The sequence below is a fragment of the Sulfitobacter brevis genome, assembly GCF_900112755.1.
GTDB lineage: Bacteria > Pseudomonadota > Alphaproteobacteria > Rhodobacterales > Rhodobacteraceae > Sulfitobacter > Sulfitobacter brevis.
The window spans coordinates 44,558-66,262 of sequence record NZ_FOMW01000012.1 but is presented as its reverse complement, the minus strand read 5'-3'; the positions used below and the strand labels follow the sequence as shown (position 1 = coordinate 66,262).

At 59.7% G+C, this 21,705-nt stretch carries 23 protein-coding genes and 1 other RNA gene; 18 read left to right on the top strand and 6 right to left on the bottom strand.

What is annotated here, in order from left to right; genetic code table 11:
- Window position 1 precedes the first annotated feature (1 nt).
- Window positions 2-622 (top strand): DUF5671 domain-containing protein, encoded by a 621-nt coding sequence (locus BM174_RS16020; RefSeq protein WP_093924866.1) that lies wholly within the window; start codon window positions 2-4, stop codon window positions 620-622.
- Window positions 623-679: 57 nt separating this feature from the next.
- Here BM174_RS16020 and BM174_RS16015 read toward each other — a convergent pair whose 3' ends face one another.
- Complete coding sequence (locus BM174_RS16015) at window positions 680-1,372, bottom strand: metal-dependent hydrolase (protein ID WP_093924865.1); 693 nt, start codon at window positions 1,370-1,372, stop codon at window positions 680-682.
- Window positions 1,373-1,527: 155 nt separating this feature from the next.
- On the opposite strand from BM174_RS16015, the gene gatC reads away from it, so the two are divergent.
- The 8 genes from gatC (at window position 1,528) to BM174_RS15980 (ending at window position 6,781) form a co-directional block, all read left to right on the top strand.
- Window positions 1,528-1,815 (top strand): Asp-tRNA(Asn)/Glu-tRNA(Gln) amidotransferase subunit GatC, encoded by a 288-nt coding sequence (gene gatC, locus BM174_RS16010; protein ID WP_093924864.1) that lies wholly within the window; start codon window positions 1,528-1,530, stop codon window positions 1,813-1,815.
- On the top strand, window positions 1,815-3,302 hold the full coding sequence (gatA, locus tag BM174_RS16005) for an Asp-tRNA(Asn)/Glu-tRNA(Gln) amidotransferase subunit GatA (protein WP_093924863.1): 1,488 nt from the start codon (window positions 1,815-1,817) through the stop codon (window positions 3,300-3,302). The genes gatC and gatA overlap by 1 nt, the downstream gene beginning before the upstream one ends.
- Window positions 3,303-3,355: 53 nt before the next feature.
- A complete protein-coding gene (locus BM174_RS16000; protein ID WP_093924895.1) occupies window positions 3,356-4,126 on the top strand; it encodes a hypothetical protein in 771 nt (256 codons plus the stop codon).
- Window positions 4,127-4,792 carry an N-acetylmuramoyl-L-alanine amidase gene (locus BM174_RS15995; protein ID WP_093924862.1) on the top strand — a complete coding sequence of 222 codons (666 nt, stop codon included), beginning with the start codon at window positions 4,127-4,129 and terminating at the stop codon, window positions 4,790-4,792.
- Window positions 4,793-4,846: 54 nt separating this feature from the next.
- Window positions 4,847-5,250, top strand: an RNA gene (gene rnpB / locus BM174_RS15990) — RNase P RNA component class A.
- Between the two features lie 180 nt (window positions 5,251-5,430).
- Entirely contained in the window at window positions 5,431-5,598 is a 168-nt protein-coding gene (rpmG, locus tag BM174_RS15985) for a 50S ribosomal protein L33 (RefSeq protein ID WP_005852281.1), read from the top strand.
- Between the two features lie 279 nt (window positions 5,599-5,877).
- A complete protein-coding gene (locus BM174_RS21120; protein ID WP_177209503.1) occupies window positions 5,878-6,027 on the top strand; it encodes a hypothetical protein in 150 nt (49 codons plus the stop codon).
- Between the two features lie 67 nt (window positions 6,028-6,094).
- Window positions 6,095-6,781 carry a VIT1/CCC1 transporter family protein gene (locus BM174_RS15980; RefSeq protein ID WP_093924861.1) on the top strand — a complete coding sequence of 229 codons (687 nt, stop codon included), beginning with the start codon at window positions 6,095-6,097 and terminating at the stop codon, window positions 6,779-6,781.
- Between the two features lie 138 nt (window positions 6,782-6,919).
- Here the strand turns inward: BM174_RS15980 and BM174_RS15975 are convergent, their stop codons facing one another.
- Both BM174_RS15975 and BM174_RS15970 read right to left on the bottom strand, forming a co-directional pair.
- A complete protein-coding gene (locus tag BM174_RS15975; protein WP_093924860.1) occupies window positions 6,920-7,696 on the bottom strand; it encodes a Bax inhibitor-1/YccA family protein in 777 nt (258 codons plus the stop codon).
- A gap of 124 nt (window positions 7,697-7,820) precedes the next feature.
- Window positions 7,821-8,048: a DUF1127 domain-containing protein gene (locus BM174_RS15970; RefSeq protein ID WP_093924894.1), complete on the bottom strand. Its 228-nt coding sequence runs from the start codon at window positions 8,046-8,048 to the stop codon at window positions 7,821-7,823.
- A 121-nt stretch (window positions 8,049-8,169) separates the two neighbouring features.
- Here BM174_RS15970 and BM174_RS15965 point away from each other — a divergent pair, with 121 nt between their 5' ends.
- From BM174_RS15965 to BM174_RS15950, 4 genes are all read left to right on the top strand, one after another.
- Window positions 8,170-9,048 carry a LysR family transcriptional regulator gene (locus BM174_RS15965; protein WP_093924859.1) on the top strand — a complete coding sequence of 293 codons (879 nt, stop codon included), beginning with the start codon at window positions 8,170-8,172 and terminating at the stop codon, window positions 9,046-9,048.
- A 430-nt stretch (window positions 9,049-9,478) separates the two neighbouring features.
- Entirely contained in the window at window positions 9,479-9,853 is a 375-nt protein-coding gene (locus tag BM174_RS15960) for a helix-turn-helix domain-containing protein (RefSeq protein ID WP_093924858.1), read from the top strand.
- Window positions 9,854-9,927: 74 nt separating this feature from the next.
- The gene (hisN, locus tag BM174_RS15955; protein WP_093924893.1) at window positions 9,928-10,719 is read left to right on the top strand and encodes a histidinol-phosphatase; all 792 of its coding nucleotides are present in this window, start codon (window positions 9,928-9,930) and stop codon (window positions 10,717-10,719) included.
- Between the two features lie 110 nt (window positions 10,720-10,829).
- A complete protein-coding gene (locus BM174_RS15950; protein ID WP_093924857.1) occupies window positions 10,830-12,179 on the top strand; it encodes an 8-oxoguanine deaminase in 1,350 nt (449 codons plus the stop codon).
- 110 nt (window positions 12,180-12,289) lie between these two features.
- Here BM174_RS15950 and guaD read toward each other — a convergent pair whose 3' ends face one another.
- Window positions 12,290-13,585, bottom strand: a complete 1,296-nt coding sequence (gene guaD, locus BM174_RS15945) for a guanine deaminase (protein WP_093924892.1) — start codon at window positions 13,583-13,585, stop codon at window positions 12,290-12,292.
- A gap of 105 nt (window positions 13,586-13,690) precedes the next feature.
- Between guaD and mgtE the strand changes: the two genes are divergently transcribed.
- Together mgtE and BM174_RS15935 are read left to right on the top strand one after the other, a co-directional pair.
- Window positions 13,691-15,094, top strand: a complete 1,404-nt coding sequence (gene mgtE / locus BM174_RS15940; protein WP_093924891.1) for a magnesium transporter — start codon at window positions 13,691-13,693, stop codon at window positions 15,092-15,094.
- On the top strand, window positions 15,091-15,654 hold the full coding sequence (locus BM174_RS15935; protein ID WP_093924856.1) for a 5-formyltetrahydrofolate cyclo-ligase: 564 nt from the start codon (window positions 15,091-15,093) through the stop codon (window positions 15,652-15,654). The genes mgtE and BM174_RS15935 overlap by 4 nt, the downstream gene beginning before the upstream one ends.
- Here the strand turns inward: BM174_RS15935 and BM174_RS15930 are convergent, their stop codons facing one another.
- The gene (locus tag BM174_RS15930; protein WP_093924855.1) at window positions 15,655-16,725 is read right to left on the bottom strand and encodes a Hint domain-containing protein; all 1,071 of its coding nucleotides are present in this window, start codon (window positions 16,723-16,725) and stop codon (window positions 15,655-15,657) included.
- Window positions 16,726-16,841: 116 nt separating this feature from the next.
- On the opposite strand from BM174_RS15930, the gene BM174_RS15925 reads away from it, so the two are divergent.
- The 3 genes from BM174_RS15925 to BM174_RS15915 are packed head-to-tail and all read left to right on the top strand — an operon-like array spanning window position 16,842 to window position 20,384.
- Entirely contained in the window at window positions 16,842-17,654 is an 813-nt protein-coding gene (locus tag BM174_RS15925) for a TIGR00282 family metallophosphoesterase (RefSeq protein ID WP_093924854.1), read from the top strand.
- Window positions 17,651-18,580, top strand: a complete 930-nt coding sequence (locus tag BM174_RS15920; RefSeq protein WP_093924853.1) for a DMT family transporter — start codon at window positions 17,651-17,653, stop codon at window positions 18,578-18,580. Before BM174_RS15925 ends, BM174_RS15920 begins: the two co-directional genes overlap by 4 nt.
- A 31-nt stretch (window positions 18,581-18,611) precedes the next feature.
- Entirely contained in the window at window positions 18,612-20,384 is a 1,773-nt protein-coding gene (locus BM174_RS15915; RefSeq protein WP_093924852.1) for an SLC13 family permease, read from the top strand.
- A 3-nt stretch (window positions 20,385-20,387) separates the two neighbouring features.
- On the opposite strand, the gene BM174_RS15910 is transcribed toward BM174_RS15915, so the two are convergent.
- Window positions 20,388-21,419 carry a phosphotransferase gene (locus BM174_RS15910; RefSeq protein WP_093924851.1) on the bottom strand — a complete coding sequence of 344 codons (1,032 nt, stop codon included), beginning with the start codon at window positions 21,417-21,419 and terminating at the stop codon, window positions 20,388-20,390.
- Window positions 21,420-21,705 lie beyond the last annotated feature (286 nt).

Sequence of the window (21,705 nt, the reverse complement as noted above, 5' to 3'; positions counted from 1 at the left end):
CATGTCGGCCAACAGACAACTTTCAAGATTTGTGCGCGATGCTTTGGCAAATGGCACTTCCCGCAGCGAGATTGCCGCCGTTCTGGCACAGTCCGGCTGGAGCGCTCCCGAAGTAGCCGAGGCGCTGGATGCTTGGGCCGAGACCCCGTTCTCGCCGCCCGTGCCACGGCCACAAGCCGCGGTTTCGGCCAAGGACTTCTTTATCTATGCGCTGACCTTCGGGGTGTTGCTGTTCGGGGCGTCGTACTTCGTTCAATTGTTGCACGGGCTGATCGATTGGGCAGTAGACCCCGACGGTCTCGGCCCCTCATACTCTCTGCGCTGGTCTGTCGCGGTCCTGATTGTGACGGTGCCGGTTTATGCGGTGCTATCCTTGCGCGACCGACGCGCCTTGGCGGCCAATCCGGCACTGTACCGGTCTGCCATTCGCAAATGGCTGATCTATGTCACTTTGCTGTTCGCAGCGGCAGTTTTGCTCAGCGATATGGCCGCGGTAATCAACGCCTTTTTAAGTGGCGAGGTTACGATACAATTTTTGGCGAAGGCCGTGGTCGTGGCGTTGGTCGCAGGCGGGATATTCCTTTATTATCGTGCGGATGCTAGAAAATCCGAGGCTGCGTAGCGGGGCGGCTCATCCTGCCGCCCCAATTCATTTTAAGCAGTACTTGCAGCTTTCGCGTTACAGCGTGATCGGTTCCATCACCTGCGGCTCAATCACTTGTACATCCGGGAGCCCGTCGATCAGCACTTGCGCCGATTGTTCCAGCAGTCCGAAGGTGCGGTAGTGGCAGGGGATCACGGTCTTGAATTTGAAGTACCGTTTTGCGGCATAGGCGGCTTCGGCCATGCCCATTGTATAATGGCCGCCCGCTGACAGAATGCCGATGTCGGGTTTGTAGAAATCGCCGATCCAGTCCATGTCGGCCATAATGCCTGTGTCGCCCGAGACATAGATCGTGTGGCCTGCGCCTTTGATAATAAATCCTGCTTCGCCGCCTGTGTATTGCAGGCCGCTCTCGTCAGATACCGAGGAGGAGTGCGATGCAGGCACCATGCTGACCTGTACTTGGCCGCAGGAAATGGTGCCGCCCATGTTGAAGCCGGTGGTGTTCTTGACACCTTTCGCTTCGAACCAGCCCATCAGTTCGACCATGCCCGCAACTGGTGCGCCGGTTTTCTGCGCGACCATCTCCAGATCGCCGGTGTGATCGCCGTGGCCGTGGGTGATGAGAATTTGTGTCGCACCTTCAAGCGCCGCAGCGTGTTGCCCCTCGTCCAGCATTGGATTCCCCGTGAGCCATGGGTCGATCAACAGGACCTGATCTTCGAGTTCGATGCGGAAGGCGCCGTGGCCCAGCCAGATAATTTTCATATGTCGTCTCCTCTGACGCTGATCATAGCGCGGTCTGCGGGCGATGGGAGCCTCCGGCGGGAGTTTTTTCGGCCATGTGAAGCGGTGGCGGGGCGTCGGGCTTGCGAGGGGCGGCGTGGGGCGGTAGAGGACGGGCAAAGAGATGGAGACCGTTCATGTCAATAGATGAAAGCACTGCCGCCCGCGTGGCGAAACTGGCCCGCATCAAGGTGGAGCCCGAAGCGCTGCCTGCTTTGGCGCAGGAGTTTAACACGATTTTAGGGTTCATCGAGCAGTTGAACGAAGTTGACGTGGAAGGTGTGGAGCCGATGACCTCGGTCACGCCGCAAAAGCTGAGATGGCGTGCGGATGTGGTGAACGACGGCGACCAGCAGACCAAAGTGCTGGCCAATGCGCCCGATGCGCGTGAGGGGTTCTTTGCGGTGCCGAAGGTGGTTGAATAATGGATAATCTGAACAAACTGGGGCTGGCAGAGGCGCGTGATGCGCTGCGTGCGGGCGATGTGACATCGAAAGAACTGGTGCAGGCCTGTCTGACGGCGATTGAGGGCGCGGGCGCGTTGAATGCCTTTGTGCATCACACGCCGGAGTTGGCGATGGAGCAGGCCGAGGCGGCAGATGCGCGGCTGAAGGCCGGCGATGCGCCGGCGATGTGCGGCCTGCCGATTGGTATCAAGGATCTGTTTTGCACCAAAGGCGTGCCGAGCCAAGCCGGCTCGCGTATCCTCGAAGGGTTTATTCCCGAGTATGAGAGCACCGTCAGCCAGCAGTTGCTGGATGCAGGTGCCGTGACGCTGGGCAAGCTCAACATGGACGAATTCGCCATGGGCTCGTCGAACGAAACATCGGTTTACGGCAATGCGGTGAACCCATGGCGCCGTGGCAATGATGATGCGGCGCTCACGCCCGGCGGATCCTCTGGTGGGTCGGCGGCGGCCGTGGCGGCGGACCTGTGTCTGGCCGCAACGGGCACGGATACGGGTGGTTCAATCCGCCAGCCTGCGGCCTTTACCGGCATTACCGGCATCAAGCCGACTTACGGGCGTTGTTCGCGTTGGGGCGTGGTGGCTTTTGCCTCGTCGCTGGATCAGGCCGGACCGATGACCAAGAACGTGCGCGATGCGGCGATCATGCTCGAAGCGATGTGCGGGCATGACGCGAAGGATTCGACCTCGGTCGATCTGGCGGTGCCGAATTTCGAAGCTGCGTTGACCGGGGATATGCGCGGCAAGAAAATCGGCATTCCGCGCGAATATCGTATGGACGGCATGTCGGCGGAGATTGATGCGCTGTGGCAGAACGGTATTGCGATGATGAAGGATGCAGGCGCGGAGATCGTCGATATCTCGTTGCCGCATACCAAATACGCGCTGCCCGCCTATTATGTGATTGCGCCTGCGGAGGCGTCGAGCAACCTCGCGCGCTATGACGGGGTACGCTATGGCCACCGTGCCAAACTGGCACCGGGTGATGGCATCACCGAGATGTATGAACGCACCCGCGCTGAAGGTTTCGGCCACGAGGTTCAGCGCCGCGTGATGGTTGGCACCTATGTACTGTCAGCGGGCTTTTATGACGCCTATTACAACCGCGCGCGCAAGGTGCGAACTCTGATCAAGCGTGATTTTGAGGACGCGTTTGCCCAAGGTATCGATTGTATCCTGACGCCTGCCACGCCGTCGGCGGCTTTTGGATTGGGTGAAATGACCGATGCAGATCCGGTGGCGATGTACCTCAATGACGTGTTTACCGTGACGGTGAACCTTGCGGGATTGCCGGGGATTTCGGTGCCTGCGGGGCAGGATGGTCAGGGGCTACCTTTGGGCCTACAATTGATCGGTCGGCCATGGGAGGAGGCGGATTTGCTGTCTTCCGCCTATGCGTTGGAGAAACGGGCCGGTTTTGTGGCCAAGCCCGAAAAATGGTGGTAAAAGCCCGTTCGGACTTGAATGTCCGGTCACGGCAGTTGGAAAAAGCAGGTCAGATGATCACACGTGTACTCTTCGTTCTTGCAGCAGGCGTGACGCTTGCAGCATGTCAGCCCGCTATTCCTGACTCCGGCCCTGATTCCGGCACCGGTGTGGGGTTTGACGGTACTTTTGAACAGCAGCAGCAACAGCGCGATGCGGCTCTGGCTGGGGTTCCGGCCCCGTCCGAGGTTTCCTCGGCGCCGCTTTCTGCATCTGGTTTTGATTCTTCGGCGAATGACGGCTCTGCCGCGGCGACGGCGGCAGAAACCGCGCGGGTTCTGGAAGCCACGCGTCAGGGGTCCAACAATGGTCTGGGCAATAATGCGGCAACCAATTCGGGCATTTCCCCTATTCAGGCCAGCCCGTCCAATCCCGCACCATCGGCGGTTGATTCGGCTGGTATTTCGCGTGAGAATAACTTTGACGCGGTCGCTGACCAGCGCACCATCGGGGATGATGCCGCACGGATCGCCGCGAATCGGGCGGCCTATGAGGTCATCCAGCCCGAAGCGCTGCCGAACCGCGCAGATGCAGGCCCCAATATCGTGGCCTATGCGCTGAGCACAAAAAATGCTGTCGGCACCCAGATTTATACCCGCGTTGGCTTGAACAAGGCGCGCAAGTACGACCGTGCCTGCTCCGAATACAATCATGCCGATCAGGCGCAGCTCGCGTTTTTGGAGGCCGGTGGGCCAGAGCGGGACCGTTCGGGCATGGACCCTGACGGCGACGGCTTTGCCTGCACTTGGGATCCGACCCCGTTCCGGCGCGCCGCACAAGGCTAAATGCCGGTGCCTTCAGCCGAGATTGCGCAATGCCCGTCCCCCAATTGCGGGGCGCGGCGCGACGGGCTGACGCCAAAGCTGATCGTGTTGCACTACACAGCGATGCAAAGCGCTGAGGCCGCGCTTGAGCGGTTGTGCGACCCCAGTGCCGAGGTGTCAGCGCATTACCTGATCTCTGCCAAGGGCTGCGTTGTACAAATGGTCGCTGAGGACCAGCGCGCGTGGCATGCGGGCGCTGGCGAATGGGCGGGGCAGACCGACATCAATTCCCGTTCCATTGGCATCGAGCTTGATAACCGTGGCACCCATCCGTTTTCCGAACCGCAAATGGCGGCGCTGGAAGCGCTGTTGCGCGGCATCATGGCGCGCTGGGATATTCCGCCCGAAGGGGTGATCGGGCATTCCGATCTCGCACCGGGGCGCAAGATTGATCCCGGCCCGCGATTCGATTGGTCGCGGCTGGCGCTTCAGGGGCTGGCGCGGCAGGGTTTTGTCGGCGCGCCTCAAGGTGCGGTTGACGCCAAGCGGTTCCGGCAAGCGGCCAAGGCGGCTGGTTTTACCGCTGCTGTCGATGACGCCACGCTGCTGGCCGCCGTGCGCCTACGGTTTCGCCCGCAAGGTCAGGGGCCGCTGGTGCCTGCCGATCTTGCGGCCTTGCCGTCCTAGCCAGTGCTGCTGCACCATTGACGCCACTTGGTCGCGAGGCTAGGGCAGGCGGGCGTGGAAGGCTGGATGACCGCGGTCTTGGCAACAAGGTCGAGGAAAGTCCGGACTCCAAGAAGATACGGTGCCGGGTAACACCCGGGCGGGGCAACCCGACGGAGAGCGCCACAGAAAATAAACCGCCCCGAACAGCCGCTTCTGCGGGGACTTTGGGGTAAGGGTGAAACGGTGGGGTAAGAGCCCACCGCGCCGCTGGCAACAGGGGCGGCAGGGCAAGCCCCACTGGGAGCAATGCCAAATAGGGACCGCGTGCTCGGCAACGGGCGGGGATGCTTCTTCCCCAGCAGGTCCGGGTTGGCAGCTGTAGCTGCATCGGCAACGGTGTGGTTAGATGAATGGTCATCCACCCTCAAACTTCGGTTCGGGGGAGACAAAATCCGGCTTATAGGCCTTCCACGCAAATTGACCTTTCCCGACCTTTTACAGCGAAATGGTGAAAGGTGCCTCAAAAAGCAGGTTTTTGCCGGAGTGGACGCGACGACGGGCGAAATAGCGGTTGACTCGGGGCCGCACATCCTTAGAAGCCAAGCTTCAGGATTCACGCACCCCGCAGGGCCGGGCGGTGCAGCAGGAGAAGACCAATGGCGAAGCCAACCACAATCAAGATCCGCCTGAACTCGTCCGCGGGTACAGGCCACTTTTACGTCACCAAAAAGAACGCGCGTACCATGACCGAGAAAATGGTCATCAAAAAGTACGACCCCGTTATCCGCAAGCACGTCGAGTACAAGGAAGGCAAGATCAAGTAAGATCGCCTGACCTTAGTTCTTGAAGGGCCGCGCTGCAGCGCGGCCTTTTTCGTTTGTGGCGGCAGGTGTGCCGGGTCTTGCTGCCTGACGGGTCAAACGGCAGCTCGCGATAGCTGTCAGAGGATTGCAGGGCGCAGGCGCTCACAATATCCCCTAGGGACGTCAGATGCCTGACAGGCAGCGCACGCCCTCACAGCCGCTTTCTGTCCTGTCGTGCAGCTTGCTTTGTCAGGGTAGAGCGGCGATACCTGTCAGGTATCCTCTGCCAAGGAAATTACCATGACCCGAAAAACACTGATTGCAGTGGCTCTTATCAGCTTTGTTTCGGCCTGCGCCGGTCAACTGGGCGGCCCGCCCCCGTCGCCGGTATTTGGTGGCGCTTATTCGCATAGCGTCGGATTTACCGGTATCGGCACTGAACCCTTCTAAGCTGATTGCGCCCCACAGCGTGCCTGTGTAAGGGACGCGCCTATTTGTTTTATCGGGGGGCGCTTTCATGCCCAAAGAAGGCCATTACATCAACCGGAGCAATTGGCTACGCGCCGCTGTGCTCGGTGCCAATGACGGTATTGTTTCCTCTGCCAGCCTGCTGGTTGGGGTCAGTTCGGCGGGGATGGTCCATAGCAACGTGATGCTGACCGGATTGGCGGGGCTGACCGCGGGTGCGCTGTCGATGGCGGCAGGCGAGTATGTCTCGGTTTCCGCGCAGGCCGATGTGGAGGAAGCCGATCTGGAGCGCGAGCGGGTCGCGCTGATCGAAGACCCCGATTACGAGCTGAGCGAACTCGCCGAAGGGCTGGAGAATCGCGGCGTCGAGAGCGATCTTGCGTTGGAGGTCGCAGCACAAATGACCGATCACGATGCGCTTGGCGCCCATGCCCGCGAAGAGTTGGGGATGTTCGGGCTGGCTGGCAACGCAAACCCGTTGCAGGCGGCGGGCGCCTCGGCACTGGCCTTTGCGGTCGGGGGTGGTTTGCCTTTGCTGGCTGTGGGTGTGGCTCCGATGGGGTTGAGGGCCGCTGTGGTGGCCGGTGTGGCGGTGTTGGCTCTGGTATTGCTAGGCAGCGTCGGCGCGCATTTCGGCGGCGCGCCCAAGGGCCCTGCAGTGAGGCGTGCGGTACTGTGGGGAACTCTTGCGATGGCCGTCACGGCAGCCGTCGGGCGGCTGTTCGGCGGGATCTGACGGGTCAGCTCATTCAAAGGAGCGGCTTTGCCGCACGCGCTCTTTGTCACAAGCCGGCAGGTCTGGCATGGCCAAACAGAAACGGACCGATCCTTTGTGAGGATCGGCCCGTTGTCGTACATCAGAAATATCGGCAGATTATTCGCGGTTGCCGAAGAGTTGCAGCAGCATCATGAACATGTTGATGAAGTCGAGGTAGAGGTTCAGCGCGCCCATGATTGCGGCTTTGCCCAACCATTCGCTGTCACCGGTATGCGCATGGGCCAGATACTCGGTCTTGATCTTTTGCGTGTCGTAGGCGGTAAGGCCCGCAAAGATCAGCACGCCGATGGCGGAAATTGCGAACATCAGCGCCGAAGAGGCGAGGAAGATGTTCACGATCGACGCAACGATCAGGCCGATGACACCCATGATCAGGAAGCTACCCCAGCCGGAGATATCCTTCTTGGTGGTATAACCATAAAGCGACAGCCCCGCAAAAGCGATGGCAGTGATCAAGAAGACCTGCGCGATGGAATAGCCGGTGAAGACCAGAAAGATCGAGCTGATCGAGACGCCCATCACTGCTGCGAAGGCATAGAAAACGACCTGCGCCGTGGCGGCGGACATGCGATTGATCATCGCGCTAAAGCCGAAAACAAAGGCCAGAGGCGCGAACATCACGACCCATTTGAGCGGTGAAGCATAAAGATAATAGCCAAGCTGCGTCAGATATTTGCTTTCGCTGAGCTGTGCGACACCGGCGGCAGGATCGGTCGTGACCGCCAGCCCGGATAGCGCCCAAGCGGCCGCGAAGGTAATCAGCATCCCGATGGACATGGTGCCGTACACCTTGTTCATATGCGCGCGCAGCCCCGCGTCTATGGCAGCGGAGCGGGTACCGGCAGCGCTCCGGATTGTATTCACGTCAGCCATCTATGACCTCCATATGGCAAAAGTTGCGTGCCGAGAGGCTCGGTCACGGGTATTGTAGTGAATATCGGATGTGTGGGCCTGATATTCAAGACTATTTCCCCGAAACCCCGCAGCTTTGCGCGGGTTAGCAGCGCCAGTTGGCGGGCGCGTCCCAAATCCCGCGGTGGGCTTCTTTGTCCGCAGCGTCGCGTGAGAGGCCGATATCGTGCAGTTGGTCGGTTGTGAGCGCGGCGAGCGCGCGGCGGCTGCGCCAGGCCGCAATCCGGTGCAGAAGCCCATTCAGGGCAGTGCGAGGGGCTTTGCGCGAGGCGGCGGAACGGGTTTCGAGTTGCGTGTTGTGCAGGGCGATCATGTTGAAGCCTTTCGTTTTTGTGATGTTTGAGCGTTTTGTATTCTGATGCTTGATATATGGCGCGGACGTGAACATAATAAAAATGAATGTTTGTTCCGACTCACATCAGGGATATTGATATATGCGCAATCTCGACATCACGACCCTGCGGTCTTTTGTTGCTGTGGCCGATTCTGGCGGCGTCACGCGGGCTGCCGGATTTCTGCACCTGACCCAGTCGGCGGTCTCAATGCAGTTGAAGCGGCTGGAAAAAATTCTGGGGCTGAACCTGTTGGACCGATCGGGCCGCACCATTGCGCTCACCCCCTCGGGTGAGCAGCTGCTGGCCTATGCACGCCGGATGGTGGCGCTGAATGACGAGGTAATCGGACGGCTGACCGATCAGGCTTTCGAGGGCGAGATCAGGCTCGGTGTGCCGCATGACATTGTTTATCCGGCGATCCCCTATGTGCTCAGGCAGTTTCACGCGGCCTATCCGCGCGTGAAGGTGCAGCTTGAGGCCTCCCATACAAAGGTGTTGCGCGAGCAGTTCGCCAAGGGCGATTGTGATCTGGTCCTGACCACCGAAACGGCACCGGACCGTGGGGCGGAAACACTGGCAGTGAAAGAATTGCTCTGGGTTGGTGCACCGGGCGGTGTGGCTTGGCGTCAGCGCCCGTTGCGGCTGGCATTCTGCCGCTTTTGCATGTTCAGACCGGACGTCGTGGCCGCCCTGGATGCCGCGGATATTCCGTGGGAGATGAGCGTGGACACCGATAGCGACCGCACCATCGAAGCCGCCGTTAGCGCCGATTTGGCCGCCCATGCCATGATCGAAGGAACCGAGCCGCCCTATCTGGAGCGGATCGACCACGGCGGCACCTTGCCGAAACTGCCGCGCCAACAGATCAACCTATACGGCGGGCAGGCAGCGACTGGGGAGGTGGCGCTACATCTGGCCGAATTGCTCCGCACGGCGTTTTCCAGCACGTTTGGCGCGGCTAAACTGCGAGCTGTGTGATGGCCGTTGCGGTGACAATCGTGGCGCAGCGGCTTCGGCTGAGAGCGATTAAAAGCTGATAGTGCTCCCAACAGCGCTCCTAAAGGCGAGATATTAACCATAAGATTAGAATTTTATTCAATTATGAGTGGAATCAATTCACGCCAGGGTAGGGCCTTAGCGCGCGGCGCCAGGGTGCAGACTAGGCAATTTATTCTGATAGTGGTATGTGTTGCGGGCTCGTACGGCAAAGAGAGCCGGAAACACGCTATCCTTTGAGTTGCAGAAATGTTAACCATTTACTTGCATATTCACGTAAAATGTATTTGCTGGTAGAAATCACCCGCCTATATTGCATCGAGCGAAGTTAAGGTCGGTTTGGATCATAGGCATTCGGCATTCGTAATCAGTTCAACGGCATTAGACGTTTTTATAGTTTGGAAGAGGCACCATGGCGCACAAGGTAGATGTACACGTTGGTAAGCGGATCCGTCAGCGACGGTGGCTGGCGGGCATGACCCAACAGAAACTGGCCGAGATTGTCGGGATAAAATTCCAACAAATCCAGAAATATGAAACCGGTGCCAACCGTGTCAGTGCTTCACGGCTGTGGGACATTGCAGACGCGCTTGAGGTCGAAGTCTCATTCTTTTTCGACGGGCTGAAATCCGAAGATGAAGGAGGTGCGCCGATCAAGCGGGATGCGACTGTTGACCTGATGGGCGACAAGGAAGCGATGGATCTGGTGCGCTCATACTATGCGATTCCCGAACACCAGCGCCGCCGGTTGTTCGAACTGGCACGGGTGCTTAGCGACGTCGCTTAGCTGTAGCGGGGCGCTTGCATTGCAACCGCGAAGCTGGCACTTCACCCGCTATGACAACGGGCGCTGAACGCATCATGACATCTTTTGACCCCGACATCCGCCGTGTCGCGCATCTGCTTGCAGACGCGGCGCGGGCGGTGGTTTTGCCGTATTTCCGCGCCAGCAGTTTGGTGGCGGATAACAAGTTGAGTGGGGGCTATGATCCGGTGACGGAAGCCGACCGCGCGGCTGAGCGGGCGATGCGCGAAATCCTTGCCAAAGAGCGGCCCGACGATGCCATCCTGGGCGAGGAATATGGCACAGTTGCGGGCACCTCCGGTTTGACATGGGTGCTCGACCCGATTGACGGCACCCGCGGGTTTGTCAGCGGCACGCCGACTTGGGGCGTGTTGATCGCGCTTTCCGACGCCAACGGCCCTTTTTACGGGATTATCGACCAGCCCTATATCGGCGAACGGTTCGAAGGGGCGCCAAATGGCGCGGTGCTTAATGGCCCACATGGCCAATTCACTCTTGCCACAATGACCCCGCGCGATCTGTCAAAGGCGATTGTGTTTACGACTTTCCCGGAAGTCGGCGCGCCCGAGGATGCGGCCGGTTTCAAAGCCGTCGCAAGCAAGGCACAGCTTACCCGCTACGGGATGGATTGTTACGCTTACGCGCTGGTCGCGGCAGGGCAGGTTGATCTGGTCATTGAGGCGGGGCTGGCACCCTATGACATCTGCGCGCCAATTGCGGTCGTTCAGGCGGCTGGCGGCTTAGTGACCGATTGGCAGGGCAATCCGGCCCATGGCGGGGGCCGTGCCATCGCGGCGGCGAACCCGCAAATCCACGCGCAAGCCTTGGAAATCCTCAAGCATTTCTGAGAGTTGGCTTGACGCACTGATATGCGCCTGCGAAACTGGGGCGTGTATCGGTTCTCATCCCGTTTTCCATCGATACCGGTTTCATGCATGAGGCGGGCCGACGAGGTAGCATGAAACCTTTTTCCGAAACACTCATCCGCAACGCGGATTATATCCTGACAATGGATGATGCCGCGCGCGAGCTTGTGGGTGCTGATGTGCTCATCCGCGACGGCGTAATCATCGAAGTTGGCGTGGGGCTGACCACGGCAGGGCGGGTGATTGAAGCCGACGGATGTGTGGTGACGCCCGGTTTGGTGAATACGCACCATCATTTATACCAGACCCTGACCCGTGCCGTGCCAGAAGCGCAAAATGCGCCTCTATTTGACTGGCTAACCACGCTTTATAAAATCTGGGCACAGTTCACGCCGGACCACATGGCGGTATCGACCCGCGTCGGGTTGGCCGAACTGGCGCTATCCGGGTGCTCGTTGTCCTCGGATCACCTGTATTTATTCCCCAATGGCGCAAGGCTGGATGACACGATCTATGCCGCTCGCGACGTCGGGTTGCGGTTTCATCCCACGCGCGGCTCTATGAGCATCGGGCGCAGTCGCGGCGGCTTGCCACCCGACACATTGGTGGAGGGCGAAGAAGCTATTCTCGAAGATTGCATCCGTTTGGTCGATGCTTTTCACGACCGCGACGAAGGCGCGATGTGCCGTGTCGGGCTGGCGCCTTGTTCGCCGTTTTCAGTCAGCCGCAGCCTGATGCGGGAAACTGCTGTGCTGGCAAGGGACAAGGGCGTGATGATGCACACCCATCTGGCCGAGAACGACGAGGATGTGCAGTATTCGCTGCAAGCCTTTGGCACCCGTCCCGGGCAATATGCCGAAAGCCTCGGCTGGGTCGGGCCGGACGTATGGCACGCCCATTGTGTCAAACTGGATGCTGACGAAATCGCGCTTTTCGCCGCGACTGGCACGGGTGTTGCGCATTGTCCGTGCTCGAATTGCCGCCTTGGCTCTGGCATCGCCCCGGTGCGCGCCATGGTGGATGCGGGTGTGCGGGTCGGGCTGGGTGTGGATGGCAGCGCCAGCAACGATGCGGGCAACCTGATGGCCGAGGCACGTCAGGCGATGTTATTGCAACGGGTCAGCCAAGGCGCCAGCGCGATGAGTCCGCGTGAAGCGCTTACCCTCGCAACCCGTCATGGTGCCGATGTGCTGGGCCGTGCCGATTGTGGCCGCCTTGCCGGGGGCAAGCGTGCGGACGTGGCAATTTGGGATGTCAGCGGTGTGCATAGCGCCGGAAGCTGGGATCCGGCGGCGCTGTTGCTGGCAGGGCCGACGACGGTTCGCGATCTGATCGTGGAGGGCAAGGATGTGGTGCGCGACGGTCAGATGGTCACATTTGATCTTAGCGCCGAAATCGCGCGCCAGAACAGAATGACAAAGATTCTGCGCGAGGGGATCTGAGCCCTCGATGGCACTAGTATTCTAACGCTAAAAGCGCCGCGTTAAAATCGGGAGGGGGCATTCCCCCTCCCGATGCCGATGGATGCGCATCGCTTTCAATACAAGCGCGACTATCGCACGCGCTGGCCCGAGACCCAAACGTCCGCAATGGCGCGGTCGTCGCCCATCATGATTGTCGCAAAAAGGCTTTCCCACATGTCTGTGGCTTGTTCGCTGCGCTGGGCGATTGCGGGGGTCGAGGCGAGATTTAGCACGCAAATATCAGCCTCATACCCTGCGGCTAGCGTGCCGACCTGTGCACCCAGATGTAAACTTTGTGCCGAACCTGCTGTGGCAAGCCAGATCAGTTGCGCGGCATGCAGCGGCGTGCCCCGCAATTGGCCGATTTCATAAGCCGCCGCCATCGTGCGCAACATCGAAAACGACGATCCGCCCCCCGTGTCAGTGGCCAAGCCGACCTTGATGCCCGCGGCAGTCATCCGGGCCATATCAAATAGCCCTGAACCGATAAAGGTATTGGACGTCGGGCAATGCACCACAGAAGCGCCAGTTTCTTTCAGCCGGTCGATCTCACGCGGCTCCATATGGATAACGTGGCCAAAAACCGCCCGTTCGCCCAGCAATCCATGGGCCTCGTAGGTATCAAGATAATCGCGTGCCTCGGGATGCAACTCGCGCACCCACGCGATCTCGTCGGTTTGTTCGCTGAGATGGGTTTGCATCAGGCACTCTGGATGCTCGGCCCAGAGCGCACCAAGCGCCGCAAGCTGATCGGCAGTCGAGGTTGGGGTAAAACGCGGCGTGATCGCATAAGTCGCGCGGCCTCTACCGTGCCAGCGCTCGATGAGGGTTTTACTGTCATCATAGGCAGATTGTGCCGTGTCACGCAGGCCGTCTGGGGCGTTGCGATCCATACAAGTTTTGCCCGCCACAATCCGCTGTTTGCGGTGTTGCGCGGCGGTGAACAGCGCATCAACGCTGTGCGGGTGGATGGTGCAATAGGACGCGACCGTGGTGGTGCCATGGGCCAGTGTCAGGTCAAGATAACGCTCTGCGATGGTCTGGGCATAGGCCGGATCGGACAGGCGCATTTCTTCGGGAAACGTATAGCTGTTGAGCCAGTCGATCAGCCGCTTACCCCATGAGGCAATGATTGCGGTTTGAGGATAGTGCACATGCGCATCGACAAAACCCGGACAAATCAGCCGGTCGGCGCCATAGCGTGTGACCTGCGCTTGCGGATGCTTTTTTAGCAGGGTCGGGGCGGAGCCGACGTCCAAAATCCTGCCCTGCGCGATCAGCACCGCGCCATCGGTATCGATCCGCGCCGCCGCTTGCCACGGCGTCTGCAGGGGGTTTGCCTCAAAGAGGAGGGTCGGGCCGGTCAGCAGGGTGTGATTTGTCATGGCGCGACCATATGCAACCGGCCAGACAGGAACAATCGGTTCTTGCTGGCATTGTGTCCGATGCCGCCGCTGCATATGGTCGCCCCAAATCAAAAGGGGCGCGGCATGTCGGATCAAATCGAGGAACTGGAACAGGCCGCCGTCGAAGAGGACGAGAACGAAGCCTATTCGCTTGATCGCAAGGCGGTCGCCGCGATCCTGACGGCGGTTGAAGAGGGCGATCAGGCCGGGCTGACCGCCCTGATGGAGCCGCTGCACGCAGCCGATATCGCCGACCTTCTTGAACAGGTAGACGCGGATGACCGCGCCGCGCTGATCCGGCTTTATGATCGCGAATTTGACGGTGAAATTCTGTCGGAATTGCACGAGTCCATCCGCGAAGAAGTCATTTCGCTCCTCACGCCTGAGGTGTTGTCAGAAGCGGTGCGCGAGCTTGACAGCGATGACGTCGTCGACCTTATCGAAGACCTTGAAAACGACCAGCAAGAAGCCATCCTAGGCGCGCTGGAAGACGTTGACCGGGTCGCGGTCGAACAAGCGCTATCTTGGCCGGAATACTCCGCCGGTCGATTGATGCAGCGCGAAGTGGTGATGGCGCCCGAACACTGGACCGTCGGGCAGACCATCGACCATCTGCGCAAGACCGCGGAGGAAGACCTGCCGGACCAGTTCTATCACATTGTCATGGTGGATCCGCGCCTGCATCCGGTCGGCAATGTCACCTTGGGCAAACTGATGCGCTCCAAACGCGACACCCTGCTGAAGGACATTCTGGAAGACACATTTCAGGTCATTCCCGCGATGCGTGACGAGGGCGATGTGGCCTATGCCTTCAACCAGTATCACCTGATTTCGGCCCCCGTTGTCGATGACGAAGGGCGGCTGATCGGCGTGATCACCATTGATGACGCGATGTCGGTGCTGGACGAAGAGCACGAGGAAGACATTCTGCGCCTTGCGGGGGTTGGCGAAGGTTCGCTGTCCGATAGGGTGATCGAGACCACGAAACAGCGCCTGCCGTGGTTGGCCGTGAACCTTGTGACCGCGATTGCCGCGTCGATGGTGATTTCACAATTTGAGGCGGCGATCACGCAGATCGTGGCGCTGGCGGTGTTGATGCCAATCGTGGCCTCAATGGGGGGCAACGCCGGGACCCAAAGTCTGACTGTTGCGGTGCGGGCCATCGCGACCCGCGATCTTACCGGATCAAACGTTTGGCGGGTGATCCGGCGCGAATGTTTAGTGGGGCTGATTAACGGGCTGATTTTTGCTGCGGTGATGGGAGTGGTCGGCATCGTCTGGTTCGGCTCACCGGCGCTGGGCTATGTCATCGCGACAGCGATGGTGGTGAACATGGTTGTTGCGGGCCTTGCGGGGACGGGGATCCCGATCTTGCTGGAGCGTTTCGGCGTTGATCCTGCGCTTGCGTCGGGGGCCTTTGTAACCACCGTGACAGACGTGGTCGGTTTCTTTGCCTTCCTCGGTCTCGCGGCGTTGGTATTGCTGTGAGCAACTTGGCGGTAGTGAAAGCGGCAGCACGAAAAGCGGCCTTTGCGTGCCGCAAGCCATTATTTGAGGCGGCCCATCCCGCGCAGGCGGCGCATCTCAGCGCCGTGTTGGCGGGATATCGCGGCGTGCCACTGTCGGGATTTATGCCAATCCGCACCGAGATTGATCCGGTTCCCGCCATGGCCGAGGCCAGCGCGCATGGTCCTGTCGGGGTGCCGGTAATATTGCAGGCGGGGCGGCCCTTGGCCTTCTCGCGCTGGAGCCCGGATGCTGCGATGGTCGCTGGACCCTTCGGTGCCTTGATACCGGAAGTGGCAGACTTTCTTGAGCCTGAAATCCTGATTGTGCCGCTGTTGGCATTCAATCGCAGCGGCGGACGGCTGGGATACGGCGGCGGATTTTATGACCGGACGCTTGAACTGTTGCGCTCGAAGCGCCCGACTTTGGCGATTGGCTTTGCCTTTGCCGGGCAGGAGGTCGACGATCTTCCGCTAGAGGCCACCGACCAACCCTTGGATATGATTGTTACCGAGGCGGGTGTGATCGAGATCAACCGATAATTATGCTGCCAGTGAATGGTAGCGCGAGAAAACTCCCTCGTCGCGTTGCAGGAAACGACACAGCAGTTCCGCCTCATGCGCTTTTAAAACCATAGTCGCACTGGCGCCAAATGTCTGCTGGCCTGCTTTGAGGGACGGGAATAGCGCCATCATCTCCGCACGGGCATCCGCGTCCAGCCCGCCGAGCGAATTTTCCGCAAGGAAGAAGCTTTCGCTCCAGCATCCAGCGGCGCGCAGAATCTCGTGATGGTCAAACATGATGTGGAAATAGGCGATTTGTTCCATCGGGACGCGGGTAACACCAGCGAGACCGACCAGAAACTTGGCAGCCACAAGCACTTTTGCGCTGCCGAACAAGAGTTCAGCCGCTGGATGTTCGATTAACATGCGATGCTCGGGCGATACCTCCAGCGGGGTCGCGTGACCGAGACGCCCGGCGGAGAAGCGAACTGGCGCAAAATTACCCATGCCCGATACCCGCGTGCCGCCCGCCCAGCGCACTGGCTTGGCGCCATGCTCTTGGGTCGTGACGAGATCGCCCGGTTGCAGCGTTTCTACGGCGCGGGGGCCGTAGGGCGTATCGATACGGGTGCCGGCTGCAAAGCAGGTCACAAAGCTGTTGTACCGGCTGCTGCCGTCATTATCGCCGTCGGTCTTGACATAAGATACCCCGTCGCGGAGGGGCAAATTGGCCGAGACGCCCCAGATGTCGGAAAAGTTTCCCGCCTGAGACAGCACTGTCAGTGTGATCGTCGGCCCCGTGGGGACGCCGTCTGTGTCTAGCGCCCGCACGTAAATGAGCGATTCAGCCTCCGCAAAAGTGCCCGCAGGCACCAACCCACCACCATCGGTTATCCGATGGGTGGCAAGTTCGTTATCTTCGAAAATATCGGGATCAGTGCTGTCATCCTCGATCGTGATGTTGCGGCGAGAACCGGACGTATAGGTGAACACCGTGCCATCTGGTGTGTTTGAGTTGTTGATGATGCCGCTGCCGACCAGCGCCCCGTTAGGACTGGAAATGACTGAAAAGTTGTCGTTGTCGAAAGCGACGAATGAGCGCGTTACCATGTTAAAAAATCCCCGATGACCCTGTGGAATCGGGCTATCAGCAAGTTCTTAACCGGCTCTGAACGGCAGTGGCCTGCACCCTTGCGCCGCCGCCGTTTGCGGCATAGTGCTAGGGCATGAAAATACTGTTTCTTGGCGATGTAATGGGCCGCGCTGGGCGCCGTGCTGTTACCGAAAATCTGGCCCGTCTGCGAACAGACTGGAAGCTTGATTTCATTGTAATAAATGGCGAAAACGCCACCTCCGGCATGGGGCTCTCCGGGGCCCATGCAAAGGAGCTTTTGGCGGCAGGCGCCGACTGCCTCACATTGGGCGATCATGCCTTCGACCAAAAAGATATGTTGAGTTTTATCGAAGCGGAACCGCGGGTGATCCGGCCGCTCAATTTCTCCAAGTCCGCCCCCGGCAAAGGGGCGCGGCTGTTTACTGCGCAGAACGGCAAAAAGGTGCTGGTCACACAGGCCTTGGGGCAGGTTTTTATGAAGCGTCCCTATGACGATCCGTTCTCGGCGCTGGAACCGGTGCTGAAAACCCACCCCTTGGGCGGCATGGCGCAAGCGGTGATCGTGGATATGCACTGCGAGGCGACATCCGAGAAGATGGCAATGGGTCATTGGTGCGACGGCAGGGCGAGCCTTGTGGTCGGCACCCACACCCATGTGCCGACGGCGGATGCGATGATCTTGCCGGGCGGCACTGCCTATCTGTCGGACGCAGGGATGAGCGGCGATTACAATTCCGTCATCGGAATGGAGAAAACCGAACCGCTGCGGCGCTTCATCACCGGCATGCCCAAGGACAGGTTTACTCCTGCCAACGGCGAGGCCACGCTGTCGGGGGTCTATATCGAAACTGACGATCGCACCGGCCGTGCCACGAGGATCGTACCGGTCCGGCAGGGCGGGGTACTGGCGGCCAGCGCGCCGTGACACGCGGCCAGATCGCACTCTATGCGCTCTGGCTGACGCTGATGGGCGCGGGCTGGGGCGCGACCCAGCCAATGACCAAGATCGCGGTCAGCACCGGATACGGGTATTTCCCGCTGGTATTCTGGCAGGTAGTGATTGGTGCAGCGATGATGGCCGTGGCGTGCGGCCTGCGCCGAACCCCATTGCCTTTGAATTTTCGGGCACTGCGGCTATACCTGATCCTTGCGCTTGTGGGGACCGTGCTGCCGGGTACGATTACCTATCAGGCGGCGGTACATCTGCCTGCAGGGATCATGTCGCTGCTGCTCAGCACCGTGCCGATGTTTGCTTTTGCGATTGCTCTGCCACTGGGCAATGACACTTTTAGCAAACGCCGTCTTGTCGGGCTGATGATTGGGTTGGTGGGGGTGCTGATTATCCTCGCGCCGTCTGTTGATCTCGGGCGCGACATTCCGGTGCTTTGGGCGGTGATTTATCTCGGCACCGCGGTGTTTTATGCCTTTGAGGGCAACTATGTCGCGCGCTGGGGGACCGAAGGGCTGGACCCTTTTCAGGTCATGCTCGGGGCATCCCTGGCGGGGATCGTGCTGCTGGCGCCGGCCATGGTGATCAGCGGGCAATATATCACACCGGTGTGGCCGCTGCCGTTGCCGCAACTGGCCTTGGTCGGCTCCTCAATGATCCATGTGTTGGTCTATGCGACCTATGTCTGGCTGGTGGGGCGGGCAGGGGCGATCTTTGCCGTGCAAGTCAGCTATCTGGTGACCGGTTTCGGGCTGATCTGGGCACGGATTATGCTGGGCGAGGCCTATGCCCCGACGATCTGGCTGGCACTGGCGGCGATGTTCATTGGCATGTATCTGGTGCAGCCACGCCCTAAGGCGGCGCTTGCCCCTGTCGCACCGATGCGCAAAAGTGCCCTCTGACGTTTTGTAATCTTCCAATAGCAGGCTGTGCATGGATATTCTGAGCTTTTCCCCGATGACAAGCGCTGTGCTGACCCTCGGCGTGGTCGTGGTGATGTTTGTGATGTTCCTGCGCGAAAGCTTCCCGACCGAGGTCGTGGCGATTGCCGGGGCGGCCACGCTATTGGCGATCGGGGTGCTGCCCTACGACGATGCGCAGGCGGTGCTGCAAAACTCGGCGCCGTGGACCATTGCGGCGATGTTTATCGTCATGGGCGCGCTGGTGCGCACCGGCGCGCTGGATGTGCTGACGCGGCTGGCGGAACGCTATGCCCGCACCCATCCGCGCACGGCGGTGGTCGGCGTGATTGTTTCTGTGATGGCGGCCTCGGCGGTCATGAACAACACGCCGGTGGTTGTGGTGATGATTCCGGTGGTCGTGCAGCTTAGCCAGACCTTGGGCACCAAAGCATCCAAGCTGCTGATCCCGCTCAGCTATGCCGCGATCATGGGTGGCTCGCTGACCCTGATCGGTACCTCGACCAACCTGCTTGTCGATGGTGTGGCGCGGTCGCAGGGGATGGAGCCTTTTGGCATTTTCGAGATTATGCCTATCGGCCTCGCGGTTTGTGCATGGGGGCTGATCTATATGGGGCTGTTCGGGCGCAAGCTGCTGCCGGATCGCGACAGCATGGCCAATATGCTCAGTGACCGCTCCAAGATGAAGTTCTTTACCGAAGCCGTGATCCCGCCAGAGTCCAACCTTGTCGGGCGCGAAGTGCTGGATGTGCAACTGTTTAAACGTGAGGGCGTGCGGCTGATCGACGTGGTGCGCGGCGATACCTCGCTGCGGCGTAATCTACAGGCTGTTATACTGCAAGTCGGCGACCGCGTGGTGCTGCGCACCCAGATGACCGAATTACTTAGCCTTCAGGCTAACAAAGAGCTTAAGCGTGTCGATCAACTCTCGGCTGTCGAGACGACGACTGTTGAGGCATTGATCACACCCGGATGCCGGATGGTCGGTCGCAGCCTTGGGTCGATGCGTCTGCGGCGGCGCTACGGCGTCTATCCGTTGGCGGTGCACCGTCGCAACCAGAACATCGGGCGACAGTTGGACGACCTCATCGTCAAGGTCGGGGATACCCTGCTGTTGGAGGGCGCTGCCGAAGACATCCAGCGACTTGCTGCGGATATGGATATGGTTGACGTCAGCCACCCCTCGGCACGTGCCTATCGCCGCGGTCATGCACCGATAGCGATTGCTGCTCTGGTGGGGATCGTGGTGCTGGCGGCGTTTAATGTCGCGCCGATCTTGCTACTGGCGGTTCTGGCCGTGGCGCTGGTGTTGGTGACGGGCTGCATCGACGCCGACGAGGCTTTTTCCTTTGTGGACGGCCGGTTGCTGGCGTTGATCTTTGCGATGCTCGCCGTCGGGGCGGGGCTACAGAACTCGGGCGCGATCTCATTGATCGTGGATGCCATCGCGCCAAAACTGGGCACGCTGCAGCCGTTCTATGTGATCTTTTGCGTCTTCTTGCTGACCACAATCCTGACCGAGATCGTGTCGAACAACGCCGTGGCGGTGATCATGACTCCAATCGCGATCAGCCTTGGCCAAGCACTTGGCATTGATCCGCGCCCCTTGGTGGTGGCGGTGATGATTGCGGCGTCCTGTGCTTTTGCCACGCCGATTGGATACCAGACGAATACGCTGGTTTACGGGCCGGGCGGTTACCGCTTTACCGACTTTATGCGCATCGGAATCCCGCTGAACCTGTCGATGTCGCTGATCGCCAGCGCGATTATTCCGATGTTCTGGTAGGGGTCAGGCCGATTTGCGCGCTTCTTCTGCCGCGATATCGGCAAACCCATTGCGCGCGGTCAGGAAATTGCGCACCAGCGGCGCCGTCAGAGTAGACTGATCTGCGAAGTAAGCGGCGACCTCGGCGATATGCATGGCGAAATCGGGATTGCGCCCGGCATCGTCGTATTTGCGAATGTGTCGCTTGCTGGCCCAGCCACGTTTCTTCGATTCCCGCACGATCAGGTTAAGCCGCTGGGTGGCGTGGAAGGTCATGTAGATCGCGAGATAATGCAGATAATCCTCAATCGCGATGCCGGTACTTCGGTCATAATTGGCGATCATGATATCGATCATCTTTTCGGGTCCGATGGGCCATGCCTCATCACCGATCAGCCACGCGAAATCCTCGGCTCCGTGGCGCAGACCGGCGTATTCAAAATCAAACCAGCGCAGTTTGTCGTCGGTGCCGATGGCGGCATTGCCGGAGCGGCAGTCCCATTTGACGAACTGCTGGCCGGTGACTGAGACCGCAGCACAGGCGGCGTCGCGGTCAAAGTCTTTAGGCAAGGCGCCGGTGAGCTCTTCGAGTTTGTCGATGCTGCCGACAAAGCTGCGCACCCACTCGTCGGTCGCGCCTAGGTGGGGGAGCACCTCGTGCAATTTGGTTTTACGCGCTGCACTGTGGATGCGAAAGATCGCGGCAATAGCTTCGGCGGCCAGATCAAGCTGCCGGGCTTCGTCAACCTCGGCGATATGCACGTTCAGGCGCCGCCCGCCGACGTCGGATTGAAATAAAACTTCGCCCGAAACGCCGATACATTCAGGCAAATCCGAACAATGTTCGCCGAGTTCGCGCAACACAAAGGCTTCAAGGTGGGTCCGGCGAAAATTAGGGCGCAGGGTGGCAATCAGGCTGCGGTCGCCGATCTCGAGGCGGAAGCTGGAACGGCTCTCTCCGCCTGGTGCGCTGACTTTGGAGACGGGCTGGCCAAAGAATGCTTCGGCCGTGTCGAGTATCTGCTGCTTGGTAGTGATCTTTTCGGATTTTGCCATCTTCTGTCCTCACGCGGGTCGGGCTGTGCACTGCCGCAAGGGCTTAGGTCGCTACTATGGCGATATTAAGGCCCTCTTAAGCATTGCATAAGGTGATTCGAGTCCAAGGTGCGATTATTGGCCACCAGATCGGGCTAATGCAGGGCCGGTGATTGCACTGTTTCCAGCGCTGACAGCGTAGGGGTGTAAATAAGGCGAAAATTGTCAAAAAGTTTGTCTAAAGAGCCTTCTTCTGAATAGTTAAGTCAGGATTCCGTGCGGGGATTAGAAGGGGGCGTCGCCCTCG